The sequence below is a fragment of the Labrenzia sp. VG12 genome, assembly GCF_002237595.1.
GTDB lineage: Bacteria > Pseudomonadota > Alphaproteobacteria > Rhizobiales > Stappiaceae > Roseibium.
Genome location: NZ_CP022529.1, coordinates 4,737,217 through 4,757,002 on the forward strand (window position 1 = coordinate 4,737,217; position 19,786 = coordinate 4,757,002).

The 19,786-nt window shown below is 60.3% G+C and carries 19 protein-coding genes; 11 read left to right on the forward strand and 8 right to left on the reverse strand.

Going from position 1 to position 19,786, the window contains the following annotated elements; genetic code table 11:
• The first annotated feature begins 7 nt into the window (after positions 1 to 7).
• Positions 8 to 1,546: a hypothetical protein gene (locus CHH27_RS21960; RefSeq protein WP_157739040.1), complete on the forward strand. Its 1,539-nt coding sequence runs from the start codon at positions 8 to 10 to the stop codon at positions 1,544 to 1,546.
• A gap of 22 nt (positions 1,547 to 1,568) precedes the next feature.
• Here the strand turns inward: CHH27_RS21960 and CHH27_RS21965 are convergent, their stop codons facing one another.
• Positions 1,569 to 2,345 (reverse strand): methyltransferase domain-containing protein, encoded by a 777-nt coding sequence (locus tag CHH27_RS21965; RefSeq protein ID WP_094073484.1) that lies wholly within the window; start codon positions 2,343 to 2,345, stop codon positions 1,569 to 1,571.
• Positions 2,346 to 2,396: 51 nt separating this feature from the next.
• On the reverse strand, positions 2,397 to 2,816 hold the full coding sequence (locus CHH27_RS21970) for a helix-turn-helix domain-containing protein (protein ID WP_094073485.1): 420 nt from the start codon (positions 2,814 to 2,816) through the stop codon (positions 2,397 to 2,399).
• Between the two features lie 84 nt (positions 2,817 to 2,900).
• Between CHH27_RS21970 and CHH27_RS21975 the strand changes: the two genes are divergently transcribed.
• On the forward strand, positions 2,901 to 3,539 hold the full coding sequence (locus CHH27_RS21975) for a cation transporter (protein WP_094073486.1): 639 nt from the start codon (positions 2,901 to 2,903) through the stop codon (positions 3,537 to 3,539).
• A gap of 30 nt (positions 3,540 to 3,569) precedes the next feature.
• On the opposite strand, the gene CHH27_RS21980 is transcribed toward CHH27_RS21975, so the two are convergent.
• From CHH27_RS21980 to CHH27_RS21990, 3 genes are all read right to left on the reverse strand, one after another.
• Positions 3,570 to 4,535: a metallophosphoesterase gene (locus tag CHH27_RS21980; protein WP_094073487.1), complete on the reverse strand. Its 966-nt coding sequence runs from the start codon at positions 4,533 to 4,535 to the stop codon at positions 3,570 to 3,572.
• A 157-nt stretch (positions 4,536 to 4,692) separates the two neighbouring features.
• The gene (locus tag CHH27_RS21985; protein WP_094073488.1) at positions 4,693 to 4,929 is read right to left on the reverse strand and encodes a hypothetical protein; all 237 of its coding nucleotides are present in this window, start codon (positions 4,927 to 4,929) and stop codon (positions 4,693 to 4,695) included.
• 122 nt (positions 4,930 to 5,051) lie between these two features.
• Entirely contained in the window at positions 5,052 to 5,456 is a 405-nt protein-coding gene (locus CHH27_RS21990; RefSeq protein WP_094073489.1) for a serine/threonine protein kinase, read from the reverse strand.
• A 150-nt stretch (positions 5,457 to 5,606) separates the two neighbouring features.
• On the opposite strand from CHH27_RS21990, the gene CHH27_RS21995 reads away from it, so the two are divergent.
• Positions 5,607 to 6,107, forward strand: coding sequence for a GNAT family N-acetyltransferase (locus CHH27_RS21995; RefSeq protein ID WP_094073490.1), 501 nt, complete (start codon positions 5,607 to 5,609; stop codon positions 6,105 to 6,107).
• Here the strand turns inward: CHH27_RS21995 and CHH27_RS22000 are convergent.
• The gene (locus CHH27_RS22000; protein WP_094073491.1) at positions 6,104 to 7,063 is read right to left on the reverse strand and encodes a tyrosine recombinase XerC; all 960 of its coding nucleotides are present in this window, start codon (positions 7,061 to 7,063) and stop codon (positions 6,104 to 6,106) included. The genes CHH27_RS21995 and CHH27_RS22000 overlap by 4 nt on opposite strands.
• Positions 7,064 to 7,800: 737 nt before the next feature.
• On the opposite strand from CHH27_RS22000, the gene CHH27_RS22005 reads away from it, so the two are divergent.
• Positions 7,801 to 8,313, forward strand: coding sequence for an Hcp family type VI secretion system effector (locus tag CHH27_RS22005; protein ID WP_094071493.1), 513 nt, complete (start codon positions 7,801 to 7,803; stop codon positions 8,311 to 8,313).
• A 152-nt stretch (positions 8,314 to 8,465) separates the two neighbouring features.
• Here the strand turns inward: CHH27_RS22005 and CHH27_RS22010 are convergent, their stop codons facing one another.
• Together CHH27_RS22010 and fsa are read right to left on the reverse strand one after the other, a co-directional pair.
• Positions 8,466 to 9,764: a DUF1835 domain-containing protein gene (locus CHH27_RS22010; protein ID WP_094073492.1), complete on the reverse strand. Its 1,299-nt coding sequence runs from the start codon at positions 9,762 to 9,764 to the stop codon at positions 8,466 to 8,468.
• A gap of 667 nt (positions 9,765 to 10,431) precedes the next feature.
• Positions 10,432 to 11,085 (reverse strand): fructose-6-phosphate aldolase, encoded by a 654-nt coding sequence (fsa, locus tag CHH27_RS22020; RefSeq protein WP_094073494.1) that lies wholly within the window; start codon positions 11,083 to 11,085, stop codon positions 10,432 to 10,434.
• Between the two features lie 288 nt (positions 11,086 to 11,373).
• Here fsa and CHH27_RS22025 point away from each other — a divergent pair, with 288 nt between their 5' ends.
• The 7 genes from CHH27_RS22025 (at position 11,374) to CHH27_RS22055 (ending at position 19,708) form a co-directional block, all read left to right on the forward strand.
• The gene (locus CHH27_RS22025) at positions 11,374 to 13,569 is read left to right on the forward strand and encodes a primosomal protein N' (RefSeq protein ID WP_094073495.1); all 2,196 of its coding nucleotides are present in this window, start codon (positions 11,374 to 11,376) and stop codon (positions 13,567 to 13,569) included.
• Positions 13,570 to 14,048: 479 nt separating this feature from the next.
• On the forward strand, positions 14,049 to 14,408 hold the full coding sequence (locus CHH27_RS22030; protein WP_094073496.1) for a DUF1428 domain-containing protein: 360 nt from the start codon (positions 14,049 to 14,051) through the stop codon (positions 14,406 to 14,408).
• Positions 14,409 to 14,748: 340 nt separating this feature from the next.
• Positions 14,749 to 15,309 (forward strand): F0F1 ATP synthase subunit delta, encoded by a 561-nt coding sequence (locus CHH27_RS22035; RefSeq protein ID WP_094073497.1) that lies wholly within the window; start codon positions 14,749 to 14,751, stop codon positions 15,307 to 15,309.
• A complete protein-coding gene (atpA, locus tag CHH27_RS22040; RefSeq protein ID WP_094073498.1) occupies positions 15,309 to 16,838 on the forward strand; it encodes a F0F1 ATP synthase subunit alpha in 1,530 nt (509 codons plus the stop codon). Before CHH27_RS22035 ends, atpA begins: the two co-directional genes overlap by 1 nt.
• 33 nt (positions 16,839 to 16,871) lie before the next feature.
• A complete protein-coding gene (locus CHH27_RS22045) occupies positions 16,872 to 17,756 on the forward strand; it encodes a F0F1 ATP synthase subunit gamma (RefSeq protein ID WP_094073499.1) in 885 nt (294 codons plus the stop codon).
• A gap of 25 nt (positions 17,757 to 17,781) precedes the next feature.
• Positions 17,782 to 19,206, forward strand: coding sequence for a F0F1 ATP synthase subunit beta (gene atpD / locus CHH27_RS22050; protein ID WP_094073500.1), 1,425 nt, complete (start codon positions 17,782 to 17,784; stop codon positions 19,204 to 19,206).
• Between the two features lie 94 nt (positions 19,207 to 19,300).
• Complete coding sequence (locus CHH27_RS22055) at positions 19,301 to 19,708, forward strand: F0F1 ATP synthase subunit epsilon (RefSeq protein ID WP_094073501.1); 408 nt, start codon at positions 19,301 to 19,303, stop codon at positions 19,706 to 19,708.
• Positions 19,709 to 19,786 lie beyond the last annotated feature (78 nt).

A 19,786-nucleotide genomic window follows, 5' to 3' on the forward strand; every position in this document is an offset into this window, starting at 1 on the left:
GTTCAGCTTGGCACAAGACGCGACATCAGAGGAAGGCGCTGGTCCACGCCTGTCGGGCCATGTTCTCTTTGCCGCAGCAGCGGTGATGACGCTTGCCTGTGGCCTGCTGTTTTTCTGGCCGGCACGGACCTTGCCGAACGTGGATGACCTGTTCTTCGTTCCCTGGGCCATGGAATTTGCTGAAACTGGCCGCCACTGGAACCCGCTTCTCGCGGTTCAATTTCCGGACCTGGAGACCTATCACCTGCAGCCGCGCCTGCACCTGATCTTCGCGGGCTGGTTTTTCGCGCTGGCCGGGGCGAACACCATCACATTGGTTGTTTTCGAATTTCTCTGTTATGCGCTGGCTAGCTTCCTGTTCGCGTTGCTGAGCTATCGTCTCAACCTGCGTCTGGCGGCCTTGTTTGCCCCGTTGATGTTTGCGCCGTCTTTTGCGGTCGCCGGGTTCCGGCTGGAACTGACCGGGGCCGTCTTGTTCCTTCTCGGACTTGTGCTGCTGTTGCCGTTGCTGCGAAAAACTGTCCAGGGGGAAAGGGCGCAGAGCCGATTTGAAACTGGCTGCAACATCCTTGGCATGGCTCTTCTCGGCTGCGCCCCGCTGGCGGCTCCTGCTGTTTTTGCCTGGAGCCTCGGCGCCATTGCCGTGATTGAAGGGCTGCGCCTCTGGTACCGTCAGGCCTCTTTCCTGCGCATCTTCATGGAAGGAAGCTGCGCATTGCTGCTCGCGCTGGCGGTGTTCGCGGTCTCCGTCGAATTCGAATTCGCTGCATTTCTGGAACAGTTCACCTACCACGCCAGCCGATCGACCGGTGGCGGTGTCAATGATGAAGCGATCTTCCGCGCGTTGATATTTGCTGCCGTGGCCGGGGGTCTGTTTCGGTGCAGGGCGCCGCTGCCAGCGGCCTATTGTCTGGCTCTGGCGGTTGGGCAAGGCCTTGGTGCCTTTCTCCATGACAAGGCCTTGATCCGCAATCTGGCCGCCTCGATGGTGTTCCTGATAGCGGCCGATGCCGTTTTGAACGCACGCTGGCAGGTGTTCAAGGCCGGTCTGTTTGCAACGGTGTTTCTGGTTCTGACCGTCAATTTTGCGAGCTTCTACGTGTTTTCCAGGGATGCCGGCAACCAGAAAGCGGTTCTGTCCGCCTATCGTAAGGATCTTCAAGACGGTCACAGGGTGTTCGTTGATGAGGTCATGGCGCATCACTACCTGGATCAGAAAACGGACGGTGCCTTGTCCTGGACCTGGGGCGGGACATTTCCAAAAGGCCGCCCGACCGGTCTCATTGACCTGACCGATGGCGACGTCTGGTATGTCAGCGAATACACGCTGCGTGGATATCTGAGAGGGTATCATGCCGTTGCCAGGCCGATCTGGTCGGAGCCGGATTACCGGCGCGTTCCGCAAATACAGTGCCTTTTCGGACGTCACGCCTGCAATCTGCCCGCGGCCCGCTGGTCCATGATGCGCCTGGAGCGCAAGGATGGCGAGGTCTTCGTGGAAGAACTTGGCTCGGGAGCGCCACCGCGATTGTTGGAGGGGGCCTGATCTTCGATCAGGCTGTTTGGGGTCAGATCTTGCGGGCCACGATCACAAAGTGGGTTATGGAAAAGAAAAACCTGCCCGCATCCGACAGGTCCCGCTGCTCTTTGGCCCAGTCCCGCGCGTCCTGCGCAGGAACCAGCCCCTTCTTCACGACATAGGGCTCCATCAGATGGATCATCATGTTGGCGAGCCCGTCCGGATGCAGCACCGTTGAACTGAAGGGAACGGCTGTCACCGCTTCGATTGCAAATCCACCTGCGCGCAGGATCGGGGGCAGGATGGCCGGAATGCATCGCTCGACCAGATGCTGATCCCATGCCTCCTGCATTTTCAACATGCGCATCGGATCATCGCTGAACCAGGTGAGCGTGTCCCAATGCATGTCGCCGACCACAAGGCGGCCGTCCGGCTTCAGGACGCGGTAGATTTCGGCGCAGGCAGCGGGTAGGTCGTCGAGATATTCAAAGACCTGCAGCGACACGGCCTTGTCGATCGAGCCGCTTTCGAGTGTCGTGTCTGTTGCCGTTGCATCCAGAAAGTCGACATTCGAATGGCCCGCGCATCGTTTGACCGCGGCAGAACGCATGTCCTCGCTTGGGTCGATGCCTGTCACGTGCCCGGTCTCGCCAAGCGTACGTGCCAGTTCCAGTGTCAGCAGTCCGTTGCCACAGCCAAAATCGGCAATATGGTCACCGGGCCCTGGCGCCAGCGCATCAAAGGAGGCGCGGCGGCGCCGGGTGAAATCAGCCCCGAGATAGGCATCTTCCAGGATTTTCGCGGTACGCGCGTTGAATGTCAGCATCGGTTCCTCCGCAGTCGATCCGGGCAAACCGGCAAGGCCGGGCGACCGTGTTCAGTGTTCATCGCGGCAAAGGCTATGATCGCCAAAGGCCTTGAGCACGTTGCAGTCCGCGACCGTGTGATCGTCTCCGCAGCAGGACGCAATGCGTTTCAATTCGGTTTCCAGCTTCTTCAGGTGGGCAATGCGCTGACGCACGGCTTTCAGCTGGTCCGCCGCGATCCTGTCGGCCTGCTGGCACGGTCTGTCGGGATGCTGACTGAGGTCAATCAGGTCGCGGATGGCGGGCATGGGCAGGCCGAGGTCCCGGCAGTGCTTGATGAAACCGAGCCGTTCCAGGTCTGCTTGCAGAAAGCGCCGCTGATTGCCTTCCGTGCGGATCGGCGCGTTCAGCAGCCCCTCTTTTTCATAGTAGCGGATGGTCGGCACCTTGACGCCCGTGCGCCTGGACAACTCGCCGATTGAAAAATCCATCAAACCCCTCTTGAAGCTCTAGTCGCTATAGCAATTACAAAGGGCATCAACACGAAAATCAAGATCCGAGATACGGAGTTTTCCATGGGTGCCTGTTGTGGCCAGTCCAATTCCGCCTTTGATGGCATGTCACAAGACTACCGGCGCCGGCTGTGGCTGGTGATTGCGCTGAATGCCGGCATGTTCGTGGTCGAGATGGCGGCCGGTCAGGCCGCCGGTTCCAAGGCGCTGCAGGCGGATGCGCTGGACTTTTTCGGCGATGCCGTCACCTATGGCATTTCGCTGGCGGTGATCGGTGCCTCCCTGAAAACCCGGGCGCTGGCGGCGCTGGCCAAGGGCACCAGCCTCTTGTTGATGGGGATCTGGGTCGCTGGCTCGACGCTCTATCAGGTGTTTGTGCTCGGCGTGCCGCAGGCGGCCGTCATGGGGTCGGTCGGGTTTCTGGCGCTGGCGGTCAACCTGGCCAGCGTGATGCTGCTTGTGCGCTACAAGGATGGGGACGCCAATGTGCGTTCCGTCTGGCTGTGCTCGCGCAATGATGCCATCGGCAATGTCGCCGTGATGCTGGCAGCCCTGGGTGTCTGGGGCACGGCAACCGCCTGGCCGGACCTGATTGTGGCGGGCCTGATGGCGAGCCTCTTTGTCAGTTCCGCGGTCCAGATCCTCAGCCAGGCCATTCGCGAATACCGGCACAAGACGGAACATGCCGTCGCAGGCGAATAACCCTTCCGTCCAGGGACGGTCTCTCCAGAATCAGGCGGTGGTCGAACCGCCTGTTTCGCCCAGATGCACCATCGTGATTTCCGGCGGCACGCCAAACCGCACTGGCAGGATCGAACAGCCGAGACCGCCGGACACGATCATGTGCCTGGGGTCCGTGCTCAAACCCACGTGACGCATCAGCGTCGTCCCCTCCGTTTCGATGACATGCCCATAAACCGGGGTTCTGTGGTGCTTCTTCGAATAGGCAGGTTTGTAGCCGAAAACGTTGATCTGACCGCCATGCGTGTGGCCGCTCACCGTCAGACTGACCCGCGGCGGTACCTCGCCGATAATGTCAGGTTCATGTGCCATCAAGAGGATCGGGGCATCATCCGTCACCTGGGCAAGGGTTGCAGGAAGATCATCAAGCCCCTGCCAGCGCTGCCGCTTGTATTTGCGGAACGGCGCGAGTGCAATCTGGTCCTCAAGCCCGGCCAGCCAGAAGGCCTTGCCGTCTTTTTCCAGACGGACCGCGCGGTTCTGGTAAAGCGGAATGCCGGCCCGGATCAGGGCGCGGCCATATCTGGTTTCACCGCCACCTGCCTTCTGGGCCTCGTGGTCGTCCCACCAGTCGTGATTGCCGAGGATTGCGTGGGTGCCGAGCGGGGCTGAGAATTCCGCGAAGAGATCCGCCCAGGCCTGCGGCGCAATCGGGGCATATTGCCATTTGTGGCTGGCCACATAATCTCCGAGCATCAAAATGATATCGGGCTTGAGCGCATTTGTCTGGGCCACGATCGAACGGACACGATCAAGCCCCATCCAGGGGTCGCAGATATGCGGATCGGCAATCAAAGCCGCGCGCAATTTCAGGTCTTTCGGCCAGCGCGGAGGTGTCAAATGGTAACGCTGAACGCGTAACCGGAACGGTTCGATGCCCACCGCATAGGCCGGAGCTGAAATTGCCCCAAGGGTGGCAAGCCCCAATCCCTGCAAAAATCTGCGTCTGGAAATCATCAAGCCTGGTGTCCTGATCGGTCTGGTCGTGGCGTCAAAACCGCTTCATGAACCATGGCTACGGCCCGAACAAGGCAGGTTTCAGGAGATTTTGTGCAGACAAAAAAAGCCCGTTGCGAGGCAACGGGCAAAACCTGGAGCAATTCTGCCAATCCCTCTAGTCCGTCGGTTTCTCCTCCAGTTGGGGCAGAATGAGCTGTTCGCTCAGGACCTGGTCGCTCATGTCGTTGGTAGCAACCGCGACATCCGCATCGATCTGCGGCGCCGTCAGGGTTTCTGCGACGGTCATCTTGTCTTCAGCCTTCGCGGTTTTGTTCCAGGAACAGGCCTGTGCCGGTACAATGGCGAAAGCGGTGAGGGCAAGGGCGGCAACGCCGGTGCTCAGGTAACGCATGCTATCCCTCCATCCGTTAGATGCGGCGAAACGCCGCGTATCTCGTAGGGTAAGGCAATTGCTCTCGCAGGCAAGGAAAAACCGGGTGCCGATTGTTGTCAGCGTTAAGATCGGACGGCGACCTACTTTCTTTGCAGGTTATAGGTTCTGTCCGTGCGCGGTTCCGACAAGTCGTTGACGATGTTGATCACCCGTGTGTCCAGCAGGTCGCCGAAGGCCTTCAGCGAAATCTGCTTGCTGCTCAGGAACCCGATCAGCAGAACCTGGATCACACCGTCGGATCGCATCTCGGCCTTGGTCCAGCCCCACTTGCAGTCCCGCGGAATGCAGGAGGTAAAGGCCCGGACACGGACATGAACCTGGTCGTTCTCGCAGCGGCTTTCCACCTCAATCCGCGAGATCTCCTTGGGCTTTGCGTCCGGATTGACCCAGACCCCGTCTTCGGGGATCGGGCAATAAATGCGCTGTGCCAGCGAAGGCGCGGCGGAGGCAAGAAGGAAACCGGCTGCAATGAGGAGCAGGCGCATTCGTGTTCTCCAGAAGGGACTTGGTCCGGATGACGGCCGGTCACGACCGATCATGCTTCGTCAGCCTAGCCGATTGATGCGCGAGCTGCCACAACGGGTTGCTGCTCCTGCGCGATTCGCGCAAGGTCCCTCACTCAAAAGAATGATCTCATGACTTCTCTGAAGACCGACCGGTTTCTGCTGCGCCTGCCTGAAGAACGGGATTTCCCGGTCTATCGGGCATTCTTTGAGGATGGCGAGGCCTCCCGCTTCTATGGTGGTCCTTTGCGGCAGGACCAGGCCTGGCGTGTCCTGGCCGGTCATCTCGGTCATTGGCAATTGCGGGAATACGGGGTCTGGGCTATCGAGCCGCTTGAGGGCGGTGCGATCATCGGCGGCTGCGGCTTTGTCTGGCCGGAAGGCTGGCCACGTCGGGAACTGACCTGGTGGCTGATGCCCGCCGCGCGCGGCACGGGCGCGGCGATGGAGGTCTCGAAAGCTGCGATCCGGCAAGCCTATGAAACCAATGGATGGCCGCTGGTGGAGACCCACATGAATGACGACAACAGGCCAGCAAAGGGCCTGGTGCGCAAACTGGGCGGTGAACCGATTGCCCGTGAAATGTTTCCCGACGGTCTGGAGCGGACGGTCTACAGCTTGCCCTGCACCTAGCGCCGGGGATGTGCCTTGTCGTAGGCGGCCAGCAAATGGGCGCTGTCGATTTCCGTATAGATCTGCGTCGAGGCCAGGCTGGCATGGCCGAGCAGTTCCTGGATGGTTCGAAGGTCCCCGCCGCCGGCCAGCAAATGCGTGGCGAAGGAATGGCGCAAAGCATGCGGTGTGGCGCTGTCCGGCAGGCCCAGGGCGCCGCGCAGTTTCGCCATGGCCAGCTGGATCATGCGCGGGTTGAGCGGCCCGCCTCTGGCGCCCAGAAACAGCGGCCCGTCCGGGGCAACCGCATAGGGGCAAAGTTTCAGATAGAGTTCCGTTGCCTCGCAGACGGCCGGCAGGATCGGTACGATCCGCTCCTTGCCGCCCTTGCCCACGATGCGAAGGGTCCGGGTGCCCGTTTTGGGCGCCATGGTCCCCGTCAAGGATAAGGCTTCCGAGATCCGGAGGCCGCAACCATAAAGCAGGGTCAGCACCGCGGCGTTGCGGGCCTCGATCCAGGCGTCGGTTTCCATGGCAAGGTCACCGCTGGTGATGTCCATGGCATCCCGGGACGACACGGGTTTCGGCAGGGATCGGGCCTGGCGCGGCGGCCTGATGGCAGAGGAAGCGGCCGCATTGACCTCGCCGCGGCGTTCCAGGAACTTGAGGAAGGACCTGATGCCGGCAAGGCCGCGGGCCAGCGAACGGCTTTGCACGCCCTGGCGGCGGCGATTGGCCAGGAAGCCGCGGAAGTCGGCGGGCTTCAAACCTGCAACATCCCTGATACAGGGGGCACCGCCAAGATGATCTGTAAGGAAGCGCAGGAACTGGCGCAGGTCCCGCTCATAGGCGACCAGTGTCTTGTCGGCGAGACGGCGTTCGTCGGCCAGATGATCGAGCCACTGATCCACACGCCGGTTGAGATCCGGCTGGGCGGTTACGAGAAGGTGGTCGGTCTGGGGCGATGCGGCACTCATTGCGCCACTTTGCCTGTCAGGCTGCAACGGTTCCGTTAACGCTGGGCAGATTGTGCAACACACCGCACATTTCGCTATGCCGGCGGGCTCCAGAACCTGCAAGGTAAGAAATCAGGCCGTGCCGACTGCTTTCCTTGATCCTCCGCATATCCTGGTGTCACCCCGGGCGAGCTTCGCGAGACCCGGGGCCTACTCAAATCCTGAGAGCCTGATCCTCTCGCACAGCGAATCCGCAAAAATTTGAATGCCTTGCGCTTCAGCAAGCGGGTCTGCGAGTAGGCCCCGGCTCTTCGCTGCGCTGCGGCCGGGGTGACACTGGGGTTATTCCTGAGCCCTCACAAAGTTCGCTTTTGAGGCGCCTGGACAGAAATTTCCTGCACACATCGTCACAACACAGGAGCCGGAGACCGTCAAACGACGGGCACAATCCTCCAAAATTTTACTGCCAATCTCCTCCGTTCCCTCTTCGGAATGGCATTTTGTGATGTGCGTCACACTTTGCCTGCGCGTGTTTCTTCGCAGTCCGGAGGCGACTGTGCAGAAAACTGCACAGTTCCATATTTTAACACTTTCGCTGGTGAGAGAATTTCCGCAGCGAAAACAATCACATCACGAAAGTTACGCAAGTTGGCACACCCGTTGCAATTCTCTCCCCATCGGCTCCAGACAACGAGCCCCGGAAGTCAACAACAAGAACAGACACGCACTGAACGCACAGCCAGCCAGGAGATTTCAAAATGTCCAACATCGCTTACATCACCATCAAGGGCGCAACCCAGGGCGACATGACGTCCGACGCAACCACCGCCGACAGCATCGGCAACCTGTGGCAGGAAGGCCATGAAGGCGAATCCCTCGTCTATGCCTTCGAACAGAACGCCATCGTGCCCCGCGATCCGCAATCCGGTTCGATCATCGCCACCCGCCGCCACATGCCGACCACCTTCATGAAGCCGGTCGACAAGGCAACGCCGTTGCTGTGGCAGGCCCTGGCCACCGGCGAGAGCCTGGAAATCGAAGTCCAGTTCTGGCGCACCTCGACCTCAGGTGTTCAGGAACACTACTACACGATCAAGTTCGAAGACGCGGTTCTGGTGGAAGGCAAGACGATCCTGCCGGACGTCAATGACGAAGCCAACGCGTCCCGCGGCGACACCGACAAGTGGTCCTTCACCTACCGCAAGTGCGACTGGACCCACGAAAAGGCCGGCACCAGCGCGTCCGACGACTACCGCGCCCCAGTCACCTAACAGGTCACCTAAGACGAAAAGCCGCCAATGAGCCACGACCTGCAACGTGGCTCATGACAGCCGGAAGGATGCCCCTCCCGCCGGCTGGAACCGCCCGGACCACACGCCGGGCGGTTCTTTTTTTCGTGACCGGACAGAAGGTCGACCCGCGTTTACAGCATGACCGGTCGCTCGGCCGCGGTATCCCACCGCCAGTCCGGATCCGCAAAACAGGTCACACCACCATGAACACGGTGCCGGGGCGCGCAGGTCTTCCAGTCCCTCCGGCCCTCAAGAAGCGATCGGCCCACAGCCGTCAGACTGAAAACGGACTTGCCCCAGTTGCTCTCGTCAAAGCCGGTCGTGTCGCTTTCAACAGCCGGTTCGCCGGCGTCCCGCAAGCGCAGCATCGTGCCGAGGAACATCAGATCGCCGTGATAGGGGAGGCGATCGCGTTCCATCAGGAATTCCCGGAAGATCTTTCCCCATGGCCTGGGCCCGCCTTCAAGTATTTCCAGAATGATCTGCTCGGTGCAGGCAAGTCCGTTGCTGGCGGAGGGCAGTTCAGCCAGATAGCGCAGGATGGAGCCTCTCAGATAAGGCAGCGCGCCACTTCGCCCCGCAAGCTCGAACAGTGGTTGAGGCGAGGTTTCGCCAAAAGCCTGCCAGGCATCGACCGCAAGGGGATAGGCAGCTGTCGGCACGGGCCGGCGCTGGTCAAACATGTGCCGGAGCGCCGTGGGGGACAGCTGTCCGATCCCGATAAACTTCGAGATGCCCGGAAACCTGTCGAGACTGATCAGCTCGACTTTCCGCTTGTAGGCACCGGAAGCGTAGAGGGCGCAAAGCAGCTTCACCAGAAGGCACTGGTCGTAGGGGTCATGTTCGAACCAAAGCACGATCCGGCCATAGTCGCCTGCTTTTGCAAGTCGCTCTTCGGCTTGTCGCAAGACGTCAATCGTATCGGCATAGGTTTCACCGGGATACTCAGTGGCGATGAACTGCGCCCGTGTTTCCAGCGCTTGTGCGCTGCTGGTAATGGGGCCCTGACAGACAGGATCGGCGAACATCAGGAAATCGCCATCAAAGCCTGCCCGCTTGAGGGGAGCTTCGATATCGTTGCCGCATCGGATATGCAGGGTCGGCAGGTCGGCATCAGGGGCAGCTCCGCCGGATTCAATGGCGCTTCTGGCGGCGGTCATCTGATCAACGTGCCGCTTCAGCGCGGGCCAGCTGGACAATCCGGCTTCCCGGGCAATGGTCAGTTGGGCGTCGGTCAGCTTGAGTGCGGCCAGGTCCAGGGATGCGAATCTCGGATGATGCGCCTTCAATCTGGAAACGGCGTCCGTGTCGCCGGCGCGTGCCGTATCGCGCAAGCTTTTTGCCAGGCGCTTCTGGCGCTCAAGATCCAGTGCCAGATCGTTGGAACTCAACAGGGGAAGGGTTTGCGCGTCGCGCATTTGGTCAGTCATGAGGACTCCCGGACTCGGTTCTGTCCAGCGTCCGCATCTCCGGATCGAGCGGGTGTCGGATAAAGGGAGCGCCTCGGCGCTCAGGTATCAGGGCGTGGAAACCTTTCCGCGGACCGGAGGCCCCGCCCAGGGCCTTGCGGCACGCTAGTCTCAGTTCAGATCGATTGCAATAGGAGAAAAATCGGAAATCCGGGCTTGTGAAACGGCGCGCAATAAAGAGCATTGTGCGTGTTGGAAATTTTGATCTTTGTCTTGATTCCGACGTTCACAGGCGTATCGGGCGATAAGCCAGGATTTTGTTCGCGACGGCTTCAACGTCTGTAGTCTCGTCTGCCCGCACGAACTCGGTTGAGTGAAAGATGTAGTCAGACCAATCCGGATCCAAGGTGTTTTTGGATATTTGGCAAAACAACTCGTCGGACTCTTCTTCAGTCAGCTTCGAACAGAGCAATCTTTCAAGGGCGTCAGCGAGTTCTTTTTTGGAGTACATTTGCTTTGAAAAATCGAATTCGGATCGGGTTTAAAGAGACATGAGACTATAGCTGCCTGGGTTCTGTGGCTAGGAACGAACCGAACTTTCTGGCTGAAAATCCGCCAAGTCCAGTGCAAAACCAAAAACGGCCCGGAAAAACCGGGCCGCTTCATATCAGTTAGCAGATTTCAATTGTCAGAGGATGCTCTGACCGGTCTTCTGCCAATCGGCCAGGAAGGCATCCAGACCCTTGTCCGTCAGCGGATGCTTGACCAGTGCCTTAAGCGTTGCCGGCGGCACGGTGGCGACGTCGGCACCGATGATGGCGCAGTCCTTAACGTGGTTTGCGGTGCGGATCGAAGCAGCCAGGATTTCCGTCTCGAAGCCGTAATTGTCGTAGATCACGCGGATCTCGCGGATCAGCTCCAGACCATCGGCATGGATGTCGTCGAGACGACCGATGAACGGCGAGATATAGGTCGCGCCGGCCTTGGCGGCGAGCAGCGCCTGGTTGGCGGAAAAGCACAGCGTGACGTTGGTCTTCGTGCCTTCTTCGGTCAGCTGTTTGCAGGCTTTCAGGCCGTCAAAGGTCAGCGGCAGCTTGATGACCACATTGTCTGCAATGGCGCGCAGGACATGGGCTTCCTTGATCATGGTGTCGAAGTCGGTCGCAGCGACCTCGGCGGACACATCGCCTTCGGTGATGGCGCAGATCTCGGCGATGACTTCCTTGAAGTCGCGGCCGGACTTGGCGATCAGGGACGGGTTGGTGGTGACACCGTCCAGAAGACCGGTGGATTCCAGTTCCTTGATTTCGGCGGTGTCGGCCGTGTCGACGAAGAATTTCATGCGATTGTCTCCCTGTGGGGGCCCCGTTTCCCGGCTTCAGCCGGTCGCCGGACCTTGTCGTCGGCGATCGGGGCTAAACGATTGAATGGTCAGCCGCGCTCTCTTTACCCTAGGATGATGACAAGAAGAACCCCTGATTCTCCGGTGGAGGAAATTTTTGTGGTACGTACCTCAGAAATTGCAGGCCTTGAACCGTGGCTGATATCCGGCAAAGTCCTGCGCTGGCCGAGTGGCGCGGGACCCCATCCGCTTCGGCATTGTGCAACGAGGGCGAGGACCTGATTCTCCGTGCTGTTTGACGATCCGGACTTCCAGGAGACGATTGCCAGCGTGCTGGTGCCGGTCGCCGTGCCCAGGGCCTATACCTACAAGGTTCCGCCAGGCAAGACGGTGGTGCCGGGCACCATTGTGCGGGTGCCGCTCGGCCCGCGTGAGGTTGTCGGCGCCGTCTGGGACGGAGAGCCGGACGCCGCGATCAATCCGAAGAAACTGAAATCCATCACGCATGTCTATGAGGAGACGCCGCCGCTCGATGCCGACCTGCGCCGGTTTGTCGACTGGGTCGCCGGCTGGACCCTGGGCGCGCCGGGCATGGTGCTGCGCATGGTTCTGCGTTCCGAAGAGGCATTGGAACCGGAAGCCCCGGTTCCGGGCGTGCGCCGGATCGAGGGCGCGGAACCCGATCGCATGACGCCGGCACGCGGCCGGGTGCTGGCAACGCTGGAGGATGGTTTTGCCTGGACCAGGAGCGGTCTGGCCCATGCGGCGGGTGTGTCTTCTTCAGTCATTGACGGACTGCTGAAACAGGAAGTGCTGGAAACGGTGATGATGCCGGCCGCACCCCCATCACCGAAACCTCAGCTCGACTATGCGCAAAAGGACCTGACCAAGGCACAGCAGGCCGCGGCGGAAGGGCTGGTGTCCTGTTTCGACAAGGGGGGCAGTGTTGCTCTGATCGACGGTGTCACCGGGTCCGGCAAGACCGAAGTCTATTTCGAGGCAATTGCCGAGGCACTTCGGCGCGGCAAGCAGGCCCTGGTGCTGCTGCCGGAAATCGCGCTCACCGAGCAGTTCCTGCGCCGCTTCGAGCAAAGATTTGGCGTCTATCCGGCCGAGTGGCATTCGCAGATCACGGTGAAGAACAGGTCCCGGGTCTGGCGTGGGGTTTCCAGTGGCGATGTTCGCGTTGTCATCGGCGCCCGCTCGTCGCTCTTCCTGCCCTTCAGGGAACTCGGCCTGATCATTGTCGACGAGGAACACGACGCGGCCTTCAAGCAGGATGACCGGGTGCCCTACAGTGCCCGCGACATGGCCGTCGTCCGCGGGCATCTCTCCGGCTTTCCGGTTGTGCTCGCCTCGGCGACGCCTTCGGTCGAAAGCATGGTCAATGCGGATCTTGGCCGCTACCGCCTGTTCGAGTTGCCGGAACGGGCATCCGGTGCGGCCCTGCCGGATCTCAGCGCGGTCGACATGCGCCAGGACGGCCCGGAACGGGGACGCTGGCTGGCGCCCGAACTGGTTCATGCCATCAAGGACACCTTCAACGACGGCGGTCAGTCGCTTCTGTTCCTGAACCGCCGCGGCTATGCACCGCTCACCCTGTGCCGGACCTGCGGCCACCGGTTTCAGTGCGCCCATTGCAGCACCTGGCTGGTGGAACACCGGTTCCAGAAAAAGCTGGTCTGTCACCATTGCGGTCACACCGAGCCGGTGCCGCAAGCCTGCCCGTCCTGCCAGAGCACCGACAGCCTGGTTGCCTGTGGGCCCGGCGTGGAGCGAATCGCCGAGGAAGTCTCCGATCTTTTCCCGGACGCCCGCACGCTGGTTCTGTCATCCGACATGGCGGGCGGGCCGGAACGCCTCAAGCGGGAAATGAAAATCGTCGAGGAAGGCGGCGCCGACATTGTCATTGGCACGCAGCTGGTCGCCAAGGGCCATAATTTTCCGAAGATGAAGCTGGTCGGCGTGGTCGATGCGGATCTGGGCCTGGCCCATGGCGACCCGCGCGCGGCAGAGAAAACCTTTCAGCTGCTCGCCCAGGTGACGGGCCGCGCGGGGCGCGTGACCGGTGGCGGCAAGGGCATCCTGCAGACCTACAACGCCGATCATCCAGTGATCCGGGCGTTGCTGGCCAGCGACAAGACGGCCTTCTACCAGGCCGAGATCGACTCCCGCCGGGCTGCCGGCCTGCCGCCTTTTGGCCGATTGGCCGCTGTCATCATTTCCGGGCCGGACCGCACCTTTGCCGAAGGGTATGCCCGCGCGCTCGCCCGTGCGGCGCCCGAAGACACGGCCGTGACCCTGCTCGGTCCGGCGGAGGCGGCACTGGCGATGGTTCGCGGGCGCTACAGATTCCGTCTCCTGGCGATGGCCCCGCGCCAATTCGACCTGCAATCCTATCTGCGTCAATGGCTTGATGCTGGCCCCAGACCCACGAAGGGGCTGCGCCTGCAGGTGGACATCGACCCGCAGCATTTTCTGTGAGGGGTGGGGCAAGTCGCCTGAGCTTTATACCAACCACCTTCGTCATTGCAGGGCCTGACCCACTGCTGTCCGGTTAAGCAGATGCATCTGACCGTATATAGGCTTCGCTGCTTGTTCCAGTCTCCCCCTCCAGGGGGGAGACTGGAACAAGCGGCAAGGCGCTGCGTATCCAGGATTGGAACAAGCGTAAATATCGACGATGAATCAATGATCTGTTGAAACTGGGTCGACTTAAACCGGACAGCAGTGGGTCTGCCCCTGCAATCCATGCCGGTGCGCGTCCTCCAATTCGGGATGGGAAACGGCATGGATCCCATGGTCGAGCCATCGGATGACGAATGACGAAAAGACGCGATCGTTCTGCCGCTTCAAGGTCGCCTGTTGTTGTCCGCATCCAGCGTGTTCGATTGCGGCCCGCGATTGCCCGTTCTCCCACGTCGTGGCACCCTTCACTGTTACTTACCCGGGAGGGATTGCCGATGACATACGTTCAAGGGTTTCTGGCGCCGGTGAAAACGGCAAGGAAGGCGGAATATGCAGAAATAGCCGAAAAATCCTGGGCGCTGTTCCAGGAATACGGTGCGATCGGCTGTTGCGAGGGATGGGGCACGGATGTGCCGGACGGGGAAGTGACGTCCTTCCCGCTGGCGGTCAGGAAGGAAGCGGACGAGACGGTGGTCTTTTCCTGGATCCTGTGGCCGGACAAGGCCACGGCCGATGCCTGCGTCGCAACGATGGAAAGCGATCCACGCTGGGAGGAGGCCATGCCGAATGCCTCGGAGGTCTTCAGTTTGAAGCGCATGATTTTTGGCGGCTTTGAGCCTTTGATCGAGCGCTGAGGGCGCCTTTGCCAGGCAAAGGGCCGTGGAAGTGGGCAGAAAACAGCCCCAAGGCCCGAATTCGGCAGTGCCGCACAAAACCGTCTAAAGGTTTAGAGAGCCACCGAAGCCTTGATTGGAAAGGCTTTTTGCGGCCGCCCCGCAAAAAACACCAAGGAATCCGCACGAACAGTCTTTAGGTGAAGTTGCACAGCGGGAAACCCTGTGCTAATTGAGGCGCGGCTTTGGGGGCAGCGGTTTAACCGTCATACCTTCTGACCTTGAAATCATTCATTTTTTCAATGCCTTGCGGACGCTAGCCGTCTTGCGGGCATGAAAAACGTCAGAGAGCACGGACCTGGTGACTGACAACGTATCTCTCGTATCCGGCGTGGCACAGCGTTATGCGGCCGCCCTTCTCGACCTCGCAGAGGCCGAAGGTGCAACTGCGGACGTGGAACGGGATCTGACCGCTTTCGAAGGCATGATTGCCGAAAGCGACGATCTCGTCCGCCTGGTGAAAAGCCCGGTATTCAGTGTGGAGGAGCAGCTTGCAGCGCTTACCGCACTTCTCGACAAGGCTGGCATCAAAGGCCTTGCCGCAAACTTCGTGAAGCTGGCCGCCCGCAACCGGCGCCTCTTCGTCCTTCCCGACATGATCAAGGCATTCCGGGCCCTGCTTGCTGACAAGCGGGGCGAGGAAACGGCTGAGGTGACATCCGCAGCCGCTCTGTCCGACGAACATGTCGCTGCCCTGAAAGAGGCGCTGGCCGCTTCCACGGGCAAATCCGTAAACATCGTGGCAAATGTTGATCCTGCACTGATCGGTGGCCTTGTGGTCAAGGTCGGCTCCCGCATGATCGACACGTCGCTGCGTACCAAGCTCAATTCACTCAAGTTCGCGATGAAAGAGGTCGGCTGATGGATATTCGGGCCGCGGAAATCTCCGCAATCCTCAAGGACCAGATTAAGAGCTTCGGCGAGGAAGCCGAAGTTTCTGAAGTCGGTCAGGTGCTCTCCGTCGGTGACGGTATCGCCCGTGTGTATGGTCTGGACAAGGTTCAGGCTGGTGAAATGGTTGAATTCCCGGGTGGAATTAAGGGCATGGCCCTGAACCTGGAAAGCGACAACGTCGGTGTCGTTCTGTTCGGTTCCGACCGCGACATTAAAGAAGGCGACACCGTCAAGCGGACCGGCGCCATCGTGGAAGTGCCGGTTGGCAAGGGCCTGCTGGGCCGCGTTGTCGATCCGCTCGGCAACCCGCTCGACGGCAAGGGCCCGATCGAGGCGACCGAAAAGCGCCGTGTGGACGTCAAGGCGCCTGGCATTCTGCCGCGTAAGTCGGTTCACGAGCCGATGTCGACCGGCCTCAAGGCCATTGACGCCCTGATCCCGGTTGGCCGTGGTCAGCGCGAGCTCGTCATTGGTGACCGTCAGACCGGTAAGACCGCGATCATTCTCGACACCTTCCTGAACCAGAAGCCGCTTCATTCTGGCGATGATGAAGACGCCAAGCTGTACTGCATCTACGTTGCGGTCGGTCAGAAGCGCTCCACCGTTGCCCAGTTCGTGAAGACCCTGGAAGACTCCGGCGCGATGGAATATTCCATCGTGATCGCCGCAACGGCTTCCGACGCTGCGCCGCTGCAGTTCCTGGCGCCTTTCGCCGGCTGCGCCATGGGCGAGTTCTTCCGCGACAACTCCATGCACGCCGTGATCGGTTACGACGATCTGACCAAACAGGCTGTTGCCTATCGTCAGATGTCCCTGCTTCTGCGCCGCCCGCCGGGACGTGAAGCATTCCCGGGCGACGTCTTCTACCTGCACTCCCGTCTGCTCGAGCGTTCGGCGAAGCTGAACGAAGACCACGGCAGCGGTTCCCTGACTGCTCTTCCGGTCATCGAAACCCAGGGCAACGACGTGTCCGCGTTTATTCCGACCAACGTGATTTCGATCACCGACGGTCAGATCTTCCTGGAAACGGACCTTTTCTACCAGGGTATCCGCCCGGCCGTGAACGTCGGTCTGTCGGTGTCTCGCGTGGGCTCTTCGGCTCAGATCAAGGCGATGAAACAGGTTGCCGGCCCGATTAAGGGTGAACTGGCTCAGTACCGCGAAATGGCGGCCTTTGCCCAGTTCGGCTCCGACCTCGATGCCACCACCCAGCGTCTTCTGAACCGCGGCGCGCGTCTGACCGAGCTGCTGAAGCAGCCGCAGTTCTCGCCGCTGAAAACCGAAGAGCAGGTTGCCGTCATCTATGCCGGCGTGAACGGCTATCTCGATACGCACCCGGTCGACCGCGTGAAGGACTTCGAAGAAGGCCTGCTGCTGTTCCTGCGTGGTGAGCACCAGGATCTGCTGAATGCGATCTGGGAGAAGAAGGCTCTGGACGACGAGCTGACCGGCAAGCTGAAAGCTGCTGTCGACGCGTTCGCCAAGAACTTCGCTTAAGACGTCACGCTGGGATAAGGAGCAGGGGCGGCCATGCCGAGCCTGAAGGACTTACGAAACCGCATCGCTTCCGTGAAGGCGACGCAGAAAATCACCAAGGCCATGCAGATGGTGGCCGCGGCGAAACTGCGTCGTGCTCAGGAAGCTGCGGAGGCTGCACGTCCCTATGCGGAACGCATGGGCGCGGTGCTGGCCAATCTCGCGGTCGCCTTCGAAGGGCGCGACGACGCGCCGAAGCTCATGTCCGGTACGGGCAACGATCAGGTTCATCTCCTGCTCGTTGCGACCGCCGAACGCGGGCTTTGCGGGGGCTTCAACACCAATATTGCCAAACTGGCGCGTGATAAGGCTCGCAGCCTGATCAAGCAGGGCAAGACGGTCAAGATCATCTGTGTCGGCAAAAAGGGTTATGACGCGCTCAAGCGCGAGCTCGGCCAACACGTGATCGAGACGGTTGACCTGCGGAGCGTCAAGAGTGTCGGCTTTGGGAATGCGGACGAAATCGGACGCAAGATCATGTCGATGTTCGATGATGGCGAGTTCGATGTTTGCACCCTGTTTTACTCGACCTTCAAGTCGGTAATCGCGCAGGAGCCGACCGAACAGCAGCTGATCCCGGCCAAGTTCGAGACCTCGGAAGAAGACGCCGGTGCCGGCGCCAACGCGGTCTACGAATACGAGCCGGAAGAAACAGAGATCCTTGCGGATCTGCTGCCAAGAAACATCTCCGTTCAGATTTTCCGGGCACTCCTGGAGAACGCTGCATCTGAGCAGGGTGCACGTATGTCCGCCATGGACAACGCGACCCGCAACGCCGGCGAGATGATCGACAAACTGACGATCAGCTACAACCGCCAGCGCCAGGCACAGATTACGACGGAACTGATTGAAATTATCTCGGGCGCGGAAGCGCTCTAACGGGATTAAGACGAGGATTAGGGATATGGCTGACAAACAGGTCGGACGGATTACCCAGGTCATCGGCGCCGTTGTCGACGTCAAGTTCGATGACCACCTGCCGTTGATCCTGAACGCTCTTGAAGTTGACAACCAGGGCACGCGTCTGGTGCTTGAGGTTGCTCAGCACCTTGGCGAGAACACTGTACGCACCATCGCGATGGACTCCACCGAGGGGCTGGTGCGTGGCCAGGAAGTGGTCGATACCGGAAGCGCGATTGCTGTTCCGGTTGGCGACGGCACACTCGGCCGCATCATGAACGTGATCGGTGAACCGGTGGACGAAGCCGGTGACATCGCGCACGAAGCAAAGCGCGCCATTCACCAGGACGCTCCGGAATTCATCGAACAGTCCACCGAAGCTGAAATCCTTGTGACGGGCATCAAGGTTGTTGACCTTCTCGCACCGTACGCAAAGGGTGGTAAGATCGGCCTGTTCGGCGGCGCCGGCGTTGGTAAAACCGTTCTCATCATGGAACTGATCAACAACATCGCTAAGGCGCACGGCGGTTACTCCGTGTTCGCCGGTGTTGGCGAGCGGACCCGTGAAGGCAACGACCTTTACTGGGAAATGATCGAATCCGGCGTGAACAAGGAAGGCGGCGGAGAAGGCTCCAAAGCGGCCCTCGTTTACGGTCAGATGAACGAACCTCCCGGAGCCCGCGCACGTGTTGCTCTGACCGGTCTGACGGTTGCGGAACATTTCCGTGATGAAGGCCAGGACGTTCTGTTCTTCGTCGACAACATCTTCCGCTTCACCCAGGCCGGTTCCGAAGTGTCCGCGCTTCTCGGCCGTATCCCGTCTGCTGTGGGTTACCAGCCGACGCTTGCAACCGACATGGGCTCCATGCAGGAGCGCATCACCACGACGACCAAGGGTTCGATCACCTCGGTGCAGGCCGTTTACGTTCCGGCCGATGACTTGACCGACCCGGCGCCGGCTTCGACCTTTGCTCACTTGGACGCGACCACGGTTCTGAACCGCTCCATCGCTGAAAAAGGCATCTACCCGGCTGTGGATCCGCTGGATTCCTCGTCTCGTATGCTTGATGCCCGCATCATCGGTGATGAGCACTACAACACGGCCTATGCCGTTCAAGTGACGCTGCAGCGCTACAAGGCTCTGCAGGACATCATCGCCATCCTGGGCATGGACGAACTGTCTGAAGAAGACAAGCTCACCGTGGCACGTGCCCGTAAGATCGAGCGCTTCCTGTCCCAGCCGTTCTTCGTGGCTGAGGTCTTCACCGGTTCCCCGGGCAAGCTGGTTGCTCTCGAAGACACCATCAAGGGCTTCAAAGGCCTGGTCGACGGCGAGTACGACCACCTGCCGGAAGCTGCTTTCTACATGGTCGGTTCCATCGAGGAAGCCATCGAGAAAGCCCAGAAGCTGGCTGCAGAAGCCGCTTAAGGTTGGATCAGATCGGGCGCCCGCAGGGGCGCCCGGTTCCTCCAGGTATGATGGCTCTGCCATCAGAGTTTTAGACTGACAAGGAAGACGCCAAATGGCTGAACTTTTCCAGTTTGAGTTGGTCTCGCCGGAGCGCCAGCTGCTCTCCAAACAGGTTTCCGAGGTTGTTGTACCCGGTTCTGAAGGCGAGTTTGGCGTTCTGAAAGACCATTCTCCGTTCATCAGCACGATCATGTCGGGCATCCTGAAGGTCCGCAATGATGCGAACGGCTTTGACGAGTATTTCGTCCGTGGCGGTTTTGCCGATGTTGCGGCGGGCGGTCTGACCGTTCTGGCCGAGCAGGCGGTGCCGGTTGGTGAGATCAGCCGTGAGCAGCTTGATCAGGCGATCAAGAACGCCGAGGAAGACGTCGCTGACGCCAAGGACGACGATGCCAAGCAGAAAGCGGAAATGACGCTGGCTCAGCTGAAAGACGTTGTCGAGGCGCTGAACAAGGCCTGATCGTTCAAGTCAGCTTCGCAAGAGATTAGCGCGGTCCGGAAACGGGCCGCGTTTTTGTTTTCGGGCCAGGAGCAAATT

Coding starts and splice junctions, on each gene's coding strand:
- CHH27_RS21965 (WP_094073484.1), bottom strand. CDS start 2,345: ATGCTGACATTCAACGCGCGTACCGCGAAAATCCTGGAAGATGCCTAT.
- CHH27_RS21970 (WP_094073485.1), bottom strand. CDS start 2,816: ATGGATTTTTCAATCGGCGAGTTGTCCAGGCGCACGGGCGTCAAGGTG.
- CHH27_RS21975 (WP_094073486.1), top strand. CDS start 2,901: ATGGGTGCCTGTTGTGGCCAGTCCAATTCCGCCTTTGATGGCATGTCA.
- CHH27_RS21980 (WP_094073487.1), bottom strand. CDS start 4,535: ATGATTTCCAGACGCAGATTTTTGCAGGGATTGGGGCTTGCCACCCTT.
- CHH27_RS21985 (WP_094073488.1), bottom strand. CDS start 4,929: ATGCGTTACCTGAGCACCGGCGTTGCCGCCCTTGCCCTCACCGCTTTC.
- CHH27_RS21990 (WP_094073489.1), bottom strand. CDS start 5,456: ATGCGCCTGCTCCTCATTGCAGCCGGTTTCCTTCTTGCCTCCGCCGCG.
- CHH27_RS21995 (WP_094073490.1), top strand. CDS start 5,607: ATGACTTCTCTGAAGACCGACCGGTTTCTGCTGCGCCTGCCTGAAGAA.
- CHH27_RS22000 (WP_094073491.1), bottom strand. CDS start 7,063: ATGAGTGCCGCATCGCCCCAGACCGACCACCTTCTCGTAACCGCCCAG.
- CHH27_RS22005 (WP_094071493.1), top strand. CDS start 7,801: ATGTCCAACATCGCTTACATCACCATCAAGGGCGCAACCCAGGGCGAC.
- CHH27_RS22010 (WP_094073492.1), bottom strand. CDS start 9,764: ATGACTGACCAAATGCGCGACGCGCAAACCCTTCCCCTGTTGAGTTCC.
- fsa (WP_094073494.1), bottom strand. CDS start 11,085: ATGAAATTCTTCGTCGACACGGCCGACACCGCCGAAATCAAGGAACTG.
- CHH27_RS22030 (WP_094073496.1), top strand. CDS start 14,049: ATGACATACGTTCAAGGGTTTCTGGCGCCGGTGAAAACGGCAAGGAAG.
- atpA (WP_094073498.1), top strand. CDS start 15,309: ATGGATATTCGGGCCGCGGAAATCTCCGCAATCCTCAAGGACCAGATT.
- CHH27_RS22045 (WP_094073499.1), top strand. CDS start 16,872: ATGCCGAGCCTGAAGGACTTACGAAACCGCATCGCTTCCGTGAAGGCG.
- atpD (WP_094073500.1), top strand. CDS start 17,782: ATGGCTGACAAACAGGTCGGACGGATTACCCAGGTCATCGGCGCCGTT.
- CHH27_RS22055 (WP_094073501.1), top strand. CDS start 19,301: ATGGCTGAACTTTTCCAGTTTGAGTTGGTCTCGCCGGAGCGCCAGCTG.